The organism is Aliivibrio fischeri (assembly GCA_038993745.2).
GTDB lineage: Bacteria > Pseudomonadota > Gammaproteobacteria > Enterobacterales > Vibrionaceae > Aliivibrio > Aliivibrio fischeri_B.
Genome location: CP160630.1, coordinates 1,286,505 through 1,299,809 on the forward strand (window position 1 = coordinate 1,286,505; position 13,305 = coordinate 1,299,809).

Genomic DNA, 13,305 nt, shown 5'->3' on the forward strand with positions numbered 1-13,305 from the left:
AGCAGCCATTAAGAAATAATTGAGAGAAATCGATGAAACGAGTTGTTTTATATGTTGCAGACAAATGCCCTCACTGCAAAGAAGCGCAACGCTACCTTGATTCTAAAGGCATTAAGTATCGTTTAACTAACGCAAAGATGCAGCGTGGCCGTAAAGAGTTAGAAGCCATTGGTGCTCGCTCTGTGCCAGTATTAAAAATCGGCGATCAAATGATGGCTGGTTGGAATCAAAAGAATTTCGATAAGATATATAATAGTTAATTAAAAATGGAGCTTATTTATAAGCTCCATTTTTTCACACACTTATAAATTTAAAAACACTCTCAATAAGATATTAATATTTTCAAAAATTAATTTATATTAATCAATAGTCACACTATCGACATAAATAATATAATTATCTTCTTTATTTACTTCACCTTTGATCGTCACTTTATCGTTTGGTTTCACTTGTAAACCAGACATTTTATCACCATCAATTTTTACATTTAAAGAACCTGTATTATCTTTAAATACATACACTTCCTTTCCTAGAGGCTCAATTAAATACCCTGTTAATAGGATAGGTGTGTCATCAATAACGGCGCTGGCATTTAATACCGATTCTACGCTATTTATTCCATCAACAGGTTTAGAGAATTCATCCTGATAATTAGCAGCTTGATCATTAGCAGCTTGATCATTAGCAGCTTGATCATTAGCCAATGCAAGTGTTGATGAACAAGCTAATATTAGTGTAAATAACAAATGTCTTTTTTTCATAAATAAAACCTTACCTATTATTATATGAATAACTACATTAACATTTGTAACTCAATTTAATTATGATCAAAATAAGTTATAAATATATAGTAGTTTTAATCAATTTCATTTAGAGATTACGCCTAGTTTTTAATTATATCAAGACTTATATTTATTTTTATATTTCGATTAAAAACATTATTATAACCGACAAGGTGATATTAATTAACTCACTGATTAACATCGCATATATTACATTTTCACTAATGCAAAGTTTCATCCAAAAAAGTAAAATATGAACATAGGTAAAAGGCAGGTTTTAATATAATTAAAACCTGCATAAAAACTAAAATAATAATTTTAAATACCTACTTTAACGGCTTTAATAGCTGATTGATCACACTCACTAAACTCATAAATACAATCATCATTGCTATTAAAGGCAATACAAGCCACATACTGATATGAAGTGTCGGCTCTAATTTAAAGCCCCATTTCACTAAGCTGAATACAATAGTCTCTGCTCCCATCACCGCCACAAATCCCGCAGCCAATGCCATTACACCGTATTCACTCCACAACGTATTACTGATGCGCTGACGGCTAGCCCAAGAGTACGATAAAGAGTGATTTCACGCTGACGTTGATACAAACTCAAACGAAGTAACGTGAATATCAATAAAATACCACTCACTACGCCTAATCCGGCTAATACAGTTAATGACCACGTGATTTGAGCTAGCATGGCTTGGATCTTTCCACCCATGGTTCTAAAGTCCAACAAACTAACCGTAGGGTAATCACGAGCCAATTGATTCAATAACGTGTTCTCATCATCGTTAACTTTAAAACTCACTAACCACGTTGCAGGTAAATCCGCAATCACATCTGGTGTGAAGATAAAATAAAAATTCGGTTTCATGCTTTGCCAATCAACGACACGAATCGAGTTAACTACAGCGGTAAAGGGCTGACTATTAACAGAAAAACTCAATGTATCACCAATAGTAATATCTAAATCGTTCGCAACATCTTGCTCAACAGACACCCCATTTTCACTCGTCCACGCCCCTACCGTCACCTGATTATGAACAGGCAAAGTATCACGCCATGTAAAATTAATTTCACGGCGTAGCGCATCTGAGCCTTGCCCTTCACCTTTCATTTTTTCTTTGGTACTTTCACCATTAATTTCCGTTAAGCGACCACGAACAATCGGATACCCTTCTGAGCGATCCAATTTTTCATTATCCAATGCTTGCAGGTAATCTCGTTGCTCATAAGGAGCAATATTCATCGCAAATACATTAGCTGCATCTGGTGGTAAGGTTTGTTGCCAATCGCCTAATAAATCGGTTCTCACTAGCCAAATCACGGCCACTAACATTAAAGAGCCAGACAGTGCAGCCAATTGCATCATACTATTTTTGGGGGAACGCTTAATCCGACTCAATGCTAATGTCATCGCTGCTCCCCATTTAAAACGTCCTAAAAAATGCACTAAGCCATAACTCACTCCAGCAAGCAGAATAAATAAAACAACCAATCCAATCGAAACCATCCAAACTAGACTGTTACTGCCGTACATCAGCAAAAATGCCGCTGTAGGAACCAAAATTAGCCATAACCCTTTTTTAGACGAATGACTTATTTGAGACTGGAGAACAGAAATCGCAGGCGTCTCTAATAAGCGTAATAGTGGAATACCAAGTGCTGGTAGCCCAATGAATAACGCAACGATAGAACCAAATAGAAAAGGTTGCCAACCATAGCTGGGTAACTCTTCAGGCAGAATATCGGCAAGAGGTATACGCAATAATAATTCAAGCCCTAACCCGATTAACGAACCTGCAATCACCCCTATAATAAACATCAAACCAATTTGACTAAATAGCCAGCGCTTCAGCCACGCTTTGCTTGCACCCATGCTCTTTAGCATCGCAACAGTATTCGCACGACTGGTTGCATAGTGCTGACAAGTTAGCACTAAAGTGACTGAAGCCATTAAGATCACCATCAAAATCGTCAATGACAAGTATTGCTTCGCTTTCTGCATTAAATCCGCAGTTCGACCTTGAGTTTCTTCACTTATCCAACTTTCTCCAGCTTGCAATTCATACTCATTTTGAAGCAATGAGATCCCATTATAATTCCCTTTAAATAACGTTCGATATTGAACTCGGCTGCCAAGTTGAATGGCACCTGTTTTATCTAAATCAGATTGATGAATAAACACACTTGGCATGGTGCGAAATGGATTAAACGCGAGTTCAGGCTCTGATTCAATCACACCAGAGATCGGTAACTCAGCATCACCAATGGCAATCACATCACCAATATTTAATTCAAGTAAGGATAAAAGTCGATCCGCGACCCACACTTCTCCTTGATTAACCTGCGTATATACTTCATTGTTTTCGCCATGCAATAATAGCTCACCACGAAGTGGGTAATTGCTCTCAACAGATTTAACGCTCACCAATTGCATTCCAGTATCACTAAATGCCATGGTTTGAAAACGAACTTGGGAAGAAGTAGCTAAGTTTTGCTCAGCAGCACGCTGTAAAATAGATTCAGGGGTAGGATTTGCTGAACGGAAAACCAAATCCGCCGCCATCATAGAGCGACCTTGATCCGTCATGACTTTTTCAACCCGGATGGCTAAAGCAGATAACGCAACAACACAGGCTACAATTAAAGTTAACGCCGCCATTACAGGCCATAATTGTCCCTGCCAAATCTCACGCCAACTCCAGCGTAATATCATCCGGTTTCCAGAAGGTAGATGATTTCCTAAAGAGGTTGAGGTTAATGATTTCTCATTCATTTCACACCACCTCTTCAAAAATTCGCCAGCATCTATCGTCAATGTTCGCTCACATCGCTCTGCTAACTTGGGATCATGAGTAATAAGAACCAAGGTAGTGCCATGCTTTTGGTTCATCTCGAATAAAAGCTCAATAATATGTTCAGCCGTATGCTGATCTAGATTTCCTGTCGGTTCATCGGCAAATAAAATTTGAGGTTGAGTCATAAAGGCACGAGCCAATGCCACACGCTGCTGTTCACCACCAGAAAGTTGAGATGGCAGATGTGTTTCTCTTCCAGACAATCCAACAGAAGCAAGTAACTGTTTTGCTTTTTTAATGTCTTCTCCTTCTCCACGTAAAATAGCAGGTAAGGTGACATTCTCAAGGGCGGTCAATGATGGAATAAGCAAGAAACTTTGAAATACAAAACCAATGGATTCACTTCGGATCTGAGCTCGAGTCTCATCATCCAGTTGAGACAAATTTTGTCCTAATAATTCAATATCACCAGTAGAAGGAATATCCAATCCTGCAAGCAAGGTCATTAACGTTGACTTTCCAGCCCCAGAGGTACCAACAATTGCAACACTTTGGCCTGATAGAACCTCAAAAGAAATGTCTTTTAAAATGGTTAATTCTGCCTCGTTAGAAATCACAGATTTTCCAACTGAACTCACTTTTATGGCAATCGTCATTATCCTTTCCTTTTGATATTATTTTTATGCTGTTATACGTATTGTATACATAAGTTCTTATTAATCAGCAATTTCATTTACACTTCTTTAACCAATTTATATAGGCAGATTTACGCTTTCTGCTATTCTATTGCTATCCATTATTGTTAAGGTTTCTCATGCGTAGATTACTGACTTTTATTCTGATACTTATTAGCAGCCAGCTACTTACTGTAAAAGCTGCTTATAGCCAAACGTTACTGATTCTTGGTGACAGCTTGAGTGCAGGTTATAACATGCCGATAGAACAAAGTTGGCCTTCACTATTACCAGAACAACTCAAAGCTTTAGGTAAACCAACCACAGTTATAAATGGCAGTATTTCAGGCGATACAACAGGCAACGGGCTAGATCGACTACCTAATCTATTAAAACAACATAAACCTAATTATGTACTTATTGAATTAGGAGCAAATGATGGATTACGTGGATTTCCACCACAGAAGATTAATGCTAATTTAGAAAAGATGTTCGCTCAAATTAAGGCGATTAATGCACAACCATTATTGATGCAAATTCAAGTACCACCTAACTATGGAAAACGATACAGCCAAGCATTTGGATCAATTTACCCTAAATTAAGTGAAAAACACGCCATCCCTCTATTACCTTTTTTCTTAGAACAAGTAATCGTAAAACCAGAATGGATGATGAAAGATGGATTGCATCCAAAGCCAGAAGCCCAACCTTGGATAGCAGAGTTTATGGCAGAAGAACTGCAACCCTATTTATAACCAGGTTTATTCATAAAAAACAAAAAGCCCGCTTATATAAACGGGCTTTTTACGTTACTGATACCAATACTATTGGTACTATTCTGTATCATCATCAGCAGAACCACTATCGTCATCATCTGAATTATCTGATGAACGCTGTGTTCCACATAATGTATGAAACCTTGGTTTAAAGTTAATCTTATTTTGATACTTTAACCAACACTGTGCAAATTCTGAAGTCTCAGCAGGTTGATGCTGTATTTGCTCAACAAATCGTATTTCTGCTTCTGATTCAGGAGCCAACGTACCGTCTAGTAACGACTGCATTGTTCGACCGTAGGTTTCTAAAATCAACGCTTCGCGGATTGTGAAACCACTGCGACTAAAACCTCGTTTGAAGTTTTTGTCATCGTAAAATTTAGTAAGAGTTCGCATTGATGCTTCTTCGTGACCACAAAAAACGTATATGTAATTCAGTGCAGTCACATTGTACAACGAAAAATATTAGCGATTTCAATCAAAATATTTTATTGTGGCGGTTACCACCATCAAAGAGATGATAACTTTGGATACTGATCTGCTTAAAACCTTCTTAGAAGTCACAAAAACGCGCCACTTTGGGCGTGCTGCAGAGCATTTATTTCTCACACAATCTGCCGTGAGTTTCCGTGTTCGACAGCTTGAATCACAACTAGGAAACCCATTGTTTACGCGCCAGCGCCATAATGTACAGCTAACTGCGGCAGGTGAGCGCTTACTTCCTTATGCAGAAGCAATCTTGCAAACTTGGGGAAGAGCAAAACAAGACGTTGCACTAACTGAAGATTACAACTCGCAAATCACCATCGGCGCCAGTGCATTAATCTGGGAATTTGATGGAATATCAGATTGGATAAATGGGATCTATGACACAATCTCTGGTTTAGCGTTACGCCTAGAATCCATACCTCGTCAAGAACTGGCAAAAGCATTATTAGAAAAAAGTGTCGACCTTTTCATTACTAGTGAACCGCCAAAAATTGATGGTATTCGAGTATTTAAGATTCGAGATTATCAATTACAACTCGTTTCTAGCACTCCAAACAGTACGATGGAAACCATTCAATCCATGCCATTAGTGTATTTAGATTGGGGAGCACGGTTTGCGATTCAGCATAGTAAAATTGCTGAACTGCAAAAAACCCCTATTCTACATACCCATTCGTCAAAGATGGCATTGGATTATTTAATGTCGCATTCAAGCATTGGTTACTTGCCTGCCCCAGTTATTAACCAAAGTGTTGATAACAAAGAGTTATACGTTGTAGAGGGCGCACCAATTATGGAGCAAGAACTGTACCTAGTGTGGCAAGAAAAAAGCGAAAAAGCAGAGCTTATTGAGCAAATTACCAACATAAAACCGAAAATGGTTACCTCTAGCGTTTAACAAACGATTCTTCGATTTACGATAAGGGCTTACATAAGCCCTTTTATTTTGTCTATTTCTATAATAAATCACTGTATTAAGTGGTTTAATTGCCTTTTCATCGTTACTATAATTATTATCTTTTTAATCTTACTTCCATCCATGGAGTACGACATTGAACGAACATCAAGATTTATCATTCCAAATTGAAACCTTATTCAATGCCGACGACCAACAGCAACAAATAAGCTTATTGAGTGAGTTTGTAGAAAACGGCTTAGATACAGGTTCTGTGGCTCGTATTTTAGAAGCTTTCCCAGTTGATGACCGTGTGCAATTATGGCGTCACTTACCACTAGAGATGCACATTGAAGTATTAACGGAAATGCGTGCTGATGCTCGTGTGGCTATTCTTGAAGAATTGTCAGAAGCCGAACTAAACTTCACTTTAGCAAAACTGGATAACTTATCGTTAATTGAGTGGGCAGAATCCCTGCCTGATGATATTTTCAGCCTTGCATTACAACTTATCAGTCGTGATGAGTTGGACTTATACGATGATGCAAAACAATATGACGACGATGAAGTTGGTCACTGGGCTGATAGAAAAATAGCAACTCTGCCTTTTAACGTGAGCGTAGGCCGAGCTAAAAAGCTATTAAAAACCAATTTGTTTGAATCGCACCAATACATGCACTTAATCAATCGTGCCCATAAGTTTCACGGTATTGTGCAATATACAGATATTTTAACTGCTGATGATTCAGTCAAAATTAACACATTAAAATTAGAAGATTGCTTAGTCCTTAATGTTCACCAACCACTAAGTGAGAGTATTGAAGCAATCGAACACTCAGCGGTGCCAAGTGTTGCTATTGTTGATGATGAAAACACGTTAATTGGCCAGTTAGATTGGCAGTTTGCGATTAATACCCAACGTGAAATCTATGAAACCCGATTAATGGCCGGTACCGGTATGGACGAAGGTGATGATCTATTCTCACCTATCATCAAGAGTTCGAAAAAGCGTGGTGTGTGGTTAGGCATTAACTTGCTTACTGCTATTTTAGCGTCGATTACTATCGGTTTATTTGAAGATGTCATTACCCAAGTCGTTGCTCTAGCGGTATTAATGCCGATTGTGGCCTCTATGGGAGGGATTGCAGGTAGCCAAACCTTAACGCTCATGGTTCGTGCAATGGCACTAAACCAAGTTACCGCTGGTAACCGTTTTGCCTTGTTAAAAAATGAATTAGGCATTGGCTCCATCAACGGATTGCTATGGTCGTTAATCATCGGTGGTATTGCTGGTGCGTGGTTCCAATCTTTTGCTTTGGGTGCCACAATTTCACTGGCTATCATTGTCAATATCGTTACCGCAGCACTATTTGGAGTACTTATTCCTATCACACTAGATAAGTTTAAACTTGATCCTGCACTGGCTGGTTCAGTTATCCTAACCACAGTAACTGATGTAGTTGGCTTCTTTGCTTTCTTAGGTACAGCAAGCCTAGTAATGATGTAAAGTAAACCTCTGTAAAATCCCCTCTCTGAATTGATATAAGCAAATCAGAGAGGGTTCTAATCTCACTTACCTATTTTTATCTCATCAAATAGCTCAAAAAAATTTAAAACCTAACGCTTGACCCGTCTATAAGTGCAGGGTTGATAATCGCCTCCAGATGGACAAGAGAGCACACTATGTTAACTGTAACGCAAATGGCAAAGCACCATAATATCTCCCGCACTACGATTTTATATTATGAACGAGCAGGATTACTTCTACCTGCTTATCGTTCTGATAACGGCTATCGTTGGTACGGAGATAAAGAATCCAAACGATTAGAAGCCATCATGGCTTATCGATCATTTGGTATTCCTATTACAGACATCATGCCGCTGCTTGACCATCAAGACGACATGACACAAGAAAGTATTTTACGTAATCAATTTAATGCGCTTGAAAATGAGATTCAACGATTACGACAACAACAAAATGCGATTGTCATGTTACTAAAGCAACCTACACTATTGGAGCAAAATATGGTTACTAAAGCACGCTGGGTCGAAATAATGAAAGCAGCAGGTCTTAATGAACAAGACATGCAAAATTGGCACAAACAGTTCGAAAAAATGGAACCTGATGCTCATCAAGAGTTTTTAGAATCACTAAGTATTGATGCAGAGGAAATTTCTGAGATTAGAGCTTGGTCTAAAGCTTAAGAGATAAAAACGGAAACGCCTAAAGTTATTAGCTTTAGGCGTTACTTCTAACAAGACACGATTAAAAAAACCGAGTGTTATAACTTCATGTGTAAGATTGGAAATGGTTTTCCCATATCATCAAGTTCAGAGCGAGATTCAACTTTAAACCCCATATGTTGATAAAAGCCAACTGCTTGTGGATTTTGTTCATTAACATCCACACTCTCGGCATTCAGCTCATTCACAGCATAGGTTAACAAGGCTGTTCCAATTCCTTCTCCTCTTGCTTCATTTAGAATAAATAGCATTTCAATTTTTTGATTTAGTACGCCGATAAAACCAAGAATCGCACCATTATTATTCTTTATACAACGCAAAGTTACTGAAGGAAACGCATGCTCCATGATAATAGGCTTAAAAAACTCAATATCTTCATCACTAATAAAGTCATGAGTTGCTCGGACTGAATTTTCCCAAACAGACAGCATTTCTGCATAGTCTTTAGGAAGCACATTTTCGATAATCATACTGTTCTCACTTAAACGGGTTCATATTGATATGCGCAGCCGCGAATGTTCTATTATACACATTTTTTAGACATAAACTTAGAAGCAAATCCAGTAACAAACATGGTGCCAATAACCACTAAAATCGTACCTATAATGGCATTTACTCCCACCGTTTCACCTAAGAACAAATACCCCCATAAAATCCCAAAAACAGGAATAATAAAGGTAACTGTTAAAGCAGAAGAAGCACCAAGCTCCTTAATAAGTCGAAAATACAATAAATAAGCCAATCCCGTACATACAGCACCAAGTGCAAAAACAGCCGCAATAATATCTGAAGTGACTTCTTCTCGAACAGGCATAAAAGGAACAAGAGGCAATACAAGTAATACAGATGCCCACATACTACCGTGCGCATTATTAAACGGCTCAACGCTTGGTGCATTTTTGGCATAATTAGTCGCAACCCCATAGCTAAACGCACCAATTAACGCAGTAATAATTGGAATAATCGCTTCATCGCCAATATTAATCGCTTCCCACCCAACCAATACACTTACACCAATCATTCCAAGAATCAGACCAAATATAACGTCTTTACTTAATCTTGTTCGAGTCCAGATAGCTCCAATAACGGCTCCCCAAATCGGAGCTGTGGAATTAAGAACAGCCAAAGTAGATACATTTAACACTTGCGCAGAATATGCAAATAACAAAAAAGGCAAAGCCGAATTAAACAGACCTAAAATAAGGAAGTGTTTAATATTAGACATAAAACGTAGCGATTTTTTGAGGAAAAATGAAACAACAAGCAGAGTCAATGCGGCAAAAGCGACACGTACTTCAATTAAAACCGCAGGGCCTAACGGATTAGCCGCAATCCTAACAAATAAAAATGAGCCCCCCACAAAGCAGCTAACGTAAATAAACTTAAGATATTAACCATCTGTAACTCCAAACTGTGTTTGATTTTTGAGTGTGTTCGATAATGACAAATAACTCAACGACATCATTAAAAAATGTCATTAACTGCTCACATTTAAAACTCAAATAGATTAGCGCTACTAACGAACTCATATTTTTCAATAGAGTTATAGACTGTCTCAATATTTGACAAGGTATATATAAACAAAAAAGGTATTATGTACGGATACACATAAAAACAAACTTCTATTTAAAGGAAAAAATTATGAAAATTCGCTTTTATCTTCTTGCAGCACTCGCTATGACTTCACTTTTTGGCTGCGGTGGAGGCGAACAATCTCTGAAAGTGACAGCAAGCGCATACACATCAAGTGTTGGTGAGACAGATGATACCCCGAACCTTGCTGCATGGGGAGATACGCTTAAGCCGGGAATGAAATCAATCGCAGTATCAAGAGATCTGATCGAAATGGGCCTTACTCACAACCAAGAAGTGAGAATCGAAGGGCTTGATGGTACATATCGCGTTCTTGATAAAATGAACAAACGTTGGAAAAAGAAGATCGACATTTACATGGGTGAAGATGTTGAAAAAGCAAGACAATGGGGTAAGAAAGAAGTCGTTATCTACTGGACTGTAGAAGAAGAAAAGTAGAAAGTTAATAACTGCGAATCCAAAGATTTATAACTAAAGTGGCCTTATTGTGAGGCCACTTTTTTATATTTCTAATAAAAGATTCTAACTGCCGATCACGCCGCCGTTATCTTTGGTGATCATCACAATCGTTGATCGAGGCTTACTGTTTCCACCTTGTGGGAAATGTCCAGATGGGTGTTGTACACCAACAAACATCGTCTTTTGATCTTCAGAGAAAGTTAACCCAGTAATTTCACAACCAATTGGGCCAGTTAAGAAGCGACGCACTTCTCCAGTATTAGGATCACCACACAACATCTGATTATTACCTTGTCCCGCAAAGTCCCCTTTGTTTGAGTAATTACCATCAGTTTGGATCCATAAACGTCCTGCTTTATCAAAACCAATACCATCAGGACTGTTAAACATATTATCTTTATTGATGTTATCACTACCAGCGTACAAACTATCTTTATGAACCGTTGGATTACCCGCAATTACGTATAAATCCCACTGGAACGTATCACTAACATGATTGGCATTAGTTGGCGCCCAACGCACAATTTGTCCATAATGATTTTCAGCACGAGGGTTAACACCATCAACGTCTTGGCCTTCTTTTACACCTCGATATTTATTATTGGTTAGTGTACAAAATACGTGCTTTTTATCAGGATGAACCGCAACCCATTCAGGTCTATCCATTGTGGTTGCCCCCACTTGGGTTGCCGCACGACGAGCAAAAATCATCACTTCAGCTTGGCTATTGAACCCATTTTCTCTGGTTAACCCATTTTTACCATAAATCAACTCTAGCCACTGGCCATCACCTTCTAACTTATCGTCTTTCATTGCAAATTTAGCAACGTACAAGGTGCCCTCTTCAAGGAGATTACGATTTGCTCTGTTATTCCCTTCTTGATATTTATCTTTTGATACGAACTTATAAAGGTGTTCACCACGTTCGTCATCACCAAGATACACCACAACATGGCCATCATCATTTACAACCAGTGCAGCATTTTCATGTTTAAATCGACCTAGTGCCGTTCGTTTTAATGGCGTTGATGTTGGATCATTTGGATCAATTTCAACCACCCACCCAAAACGATTCGGTTCATTTGGATTTTTCGCTACATCAAAACGATCATCAAAATTATGCCATTGATAATCACTTTGCTCTGCTTTAATACCATAACGCTTATCATCAGGTGTTAATTCTGCATTTTGTTCTGAACCAAAAAAATCATTAAAATTTTCTTCGCACGTTAAATAAGTACCCCAAGGCGTTTCACCATTTGCACAGTTATTAAAGGTACCTAACACTTTTTTACCCGTAGGATCGGCTTTGGTTTTTAGTAAATCATGACCCGCAGCAGGACCAGTCACTTCCATTTCAGTATTTGCTGTTATACGGCGATTTGCCTTGCCTGCTGAATCCATCGTCCATTGACCGTTCTTTTTTACAATTTCAACAATGGTAATTCCCACGGCCGCCTGTGCTTTAGCTACATCATCCGCAGTCATTTCTTTGCCTTGGTGAGCAAACAGAAATTCATAATTAGTATATTCATTATTAACTGCAAGAATCGCTCGATCGTTTGATAATGGGAATACACTCATGCCATCTGTGTTATCACCAAATTGCAATGCTTGCGCTTTTGAATCTTGCTTTCCATTTGGATTAAATTTCGGAGCGTTAGCAAAGATAGGGTCTCCCCAAGACATTAATGTATTCCAACTGTACCCTTTGGGAAGCACAATAGAGTCACTTGTAGAGGTAGGAATGGCTTCAAAATTTAATAACGCATTATTCATATTACCAGCGATGGCTTTTGCTACTGGGTTTAACGCCAAAAAAGCGCCAGCACCTGCCGCCGCAATTCCCATCAAGAAACCTCGACGAGATAAACGAGCATTCACCATATTGCTAAAATCAGATTCTTTCTCTACAAATTTATTCATCATACTTCCCTTTTGAAACTGTTATTTTTATAAGTGTATTTTTACAATCAGAAGTAGACTAAAGGTGCTTTGTGACAGAAATATTGAAAGGAGATGACGATTTTATTGCGTATTTTTATTATCACTCTATATAAAAATAATATTAATAATTAAATATAAAGCTGTAATAAACGACAGGGACATAAGCGTAATCATTCATATAAGATCCGCTCAAAAGTTAGAAATATAAAGAAGGATTTTATGAAGAAAATATCAACGTTGTTACTTTTAACTCTTATATCGTCATCTACTTTTGCCGATAATATATACTCGTTCAAGTCATTAAGTAATCTGAGAGAAGTTCCCAAAGTTGGCGATACTTATAAGTTAGACCCAGTAGATCAGGCTTCTATAGAACTTGTTTGTTGGGATAAGGGAGAAAGTGACTATCGTTCTTTTTCTGCATGTGAAATTGTAGTTAACTATTCAGAAAAAGCACTCTATGATCCTTGTTTTCAGGTAACAAATAGGTTTTCCACTCCGCCCATTTATGTCGAATTAAATAATAATAGATTTTCTGGTTTACACATATCTGGAATGAAAATTAAATTTAAAGAAATAAAATATGGCAATTTATTTTTTGAACTTATCAAGTAACTTTGGAGATTATATCTTAATAAA

General features: G+C 37.9%; 12 protein-coding genes and 2 pseudogenes. 7 read left to right on the top strand and 7 right to left on the bottom strand.

Annotation, left to right across the window (positions count from 1 at the left end; translation table 11 throughout):
* Positions 1–32: 32 nt before the first annotated feature.
* The gene (locus AAFX60_020120; protein XDF79438.1) at positions 33–260 is read left to right on the top strand and encodes a glutaredoxin family protein; all 228 of its coding nucleotides are present in this window, start codon (positions 33–35) and stop codon (positions 258–260) included.
* Positions 261–359: 99 nt separating this feature from the next.
* Here AAFX60_020120 and AAFX60_020125 read toward each other — a convergent pair whose 3' ends face one another.
* The 3 genes and pseudogenes from AAFX60_020125 to AAFX60_020135 all read right to left on the bottom strand — a co-directional run bounded on the left by AAFX60_020125 (position 360) and on the right by AAFX60_020135 (position 4,245).
* Entirely contained in the window at positions 360–761 is a 402-nt protein-coding gene (locus AAFX60_020125; protein ID XDF79439.1) for a NirD/YgiW/YdeI family stress tolerance protein, read from the bottom strand.
* 347 nt (positions 762–1,108) lie between these two features.
* A pseudogene (locus AAFX60_020130) lies at positions 1,109–3,567 on the bottom strand (FtsX-like permease family protein).
* A gap of 180 nt (positions 3,568–3,747) precedes the next feature.
* Positions 3,748–4,245 (bottom strand): annotated as a pseudogene (locus AAFX60_020135) (ATP-binding cassette domain-containing protein).
* A gap of 158 nt (positions 4,246–4,403) precedes the next feature.
* Between AAFX60_020135 and tesA the strand changes: the two are divergent.
* Positions 4,404–5,018, top strand: coding sequence for a multifunctional acyl-CoA thioesterase I/protease I/lysophospholipase L1 (gene tesA / locus AAFX60_020140; protein ID XDF79440.1), 615 nt, complete (start codon positions 4,404–4,406; stop codon positions 5,016–5,018).
* Positions 5,019–5,096: 78 nt separating this feature from the next.
* On the opposite strand, the gene AAFX60_020145 is transcribed toward tesA, so the two are convergent.
* Positions 5,097–5,495 carry a DUF413 domain-containing protein gene (locus tag AAFX60_020145; GenBank protein XDF79441.1) on the bottom strand — a complete coding sequence of 133 codons (399 nt, stop codon included), beginning with the start codon at positions 5,493–5,495 and terminating at the stop codon, positions 5,097–5,099.
* 70 nt (positions 5,496–5,565) lie between these two features.
* Here AAFX60_020145 and hdfR point away from each other — a divergent pair, with 70 nt between their 5' ends.
* The 3 genes from hdfR (at position 5,566) to AAFX60_020160 (ending at position 8,628) form a co-directional block, all read left to right on the top strand.
* Positions 5,566–6,426: an HTH-type transcriptional regulator HdfR gene (hdfR, locus tag AAFX60_020150; GenBank protein ID XDF79442.1), complete on the top strand. Its 861-nt coding sequence runs from the start codon at positions 5,566–5,568 to the stop codon at positions 6,424–6,426.
* Between the two features lie 154 nt (positions 6,427–6,580).
* On the top strand, positions 6,581–7,930 hold the full coding sequence (locus tag AAFX60_020155; protein XDF79443.1) for a magnesium transporter: 1,350 nt from the start codon (positions 6,581–6,583) through the stop codon (positions 7,928–7,930).
* Positions 7,931–8,106: 176 nt separating this feature from the next.
* Entirely contained in the window at positions 8,107–8,628 is a 522-nt protein-coding gene (locus AAFX60_020160; GenBank protein XDF79444.1) for a MerR family transcriptional regulator, read from the top strand.
* 77 nt (positions 8,629–8,705) lie between these two features.
* Here the strand turns inward: AAFX60_020160 and AAFX60_020165 are convergent, their stop codons facing one another.
* Together AAFX60_020165 and AAFX60_020170 are read right to left on the bottom strand one after the other, a co-directional pair.
* Positions 8,706–9,137 carry a GNAT family N-acetyltransferase gene (locus tag AAFX60_020165; protein XDF79445.1) on the bottom strand — a complete coding sequence of 144 codons (432 nt, stop codon included), beginning with the start codon at positions 9,135–9,137 and terminating at the stop codon, positions 8,706–8,708.
* A 53-nt stretch (positions 9,138–9,190) separates the two neighbouring features.
* On the bottom strand, positions 9,191–10,027 hold the full coding sequence (locus AAFX60_020170; GenBank protein XDF79446.1) for a DMT family transporter: 837 nt from the start codon (positions 10,025–10,027) through the stop codon (positions 9,191–9,193).
* A 281-nt stretch (positions 10,028–10,308) separates the two neighbouring features.
* Between AAFX60_020170 and AAFX60_020175 the strand changes: the two genes are divergently transcribed.
* Positions 10,309–10,698 carry a 3D domain-containing protein gene (locus AAFX60_020175; protein XDF79447.1) on the top strand — a complete coding sequence of 130 codons (390 nt, stop codon included), beginning with the start codon at positions 10,309–10,311 and terminating at the stop codon, positions 10,696–10,698.
* An 84-nt stretch (positions 10,699–10,782) separates the two neighbouring features.
* Here the strand turns inward: AAFX60_020175 and AAFX60_020180 are convergent, their stop codons facing one another.
* Complete coding sequence (locus AAFX60_020180; protein ID XDF79448.1) at positions 10,783–12,645, bottom strand: PhoX family phosphatase; 1,863 nt, start codon at positions 12,643–12,645, stop codon at positions 10,783–10,785.
* A 240-nt stretch (positions 12,646–12,885) separates the two neighbouring features.
* On the opposite strand from AAFX60_020180, the gene AAFX60_020185 reads away from it, so the two are divergent.
* The gene (locus tag AAFX60_020185) at positions 12,886–13,281 is read left to right on the top strand and encodes a hypothetical protein (protein ID XDF79449.1); all 396 of its coding nucleotides are present in this window, start codon (positions 12,886–12,888) and stop codon (positions 13,279–13,281) included.
* Positions 13,282–13,305 lie beyond the last annotated feature (24 nt).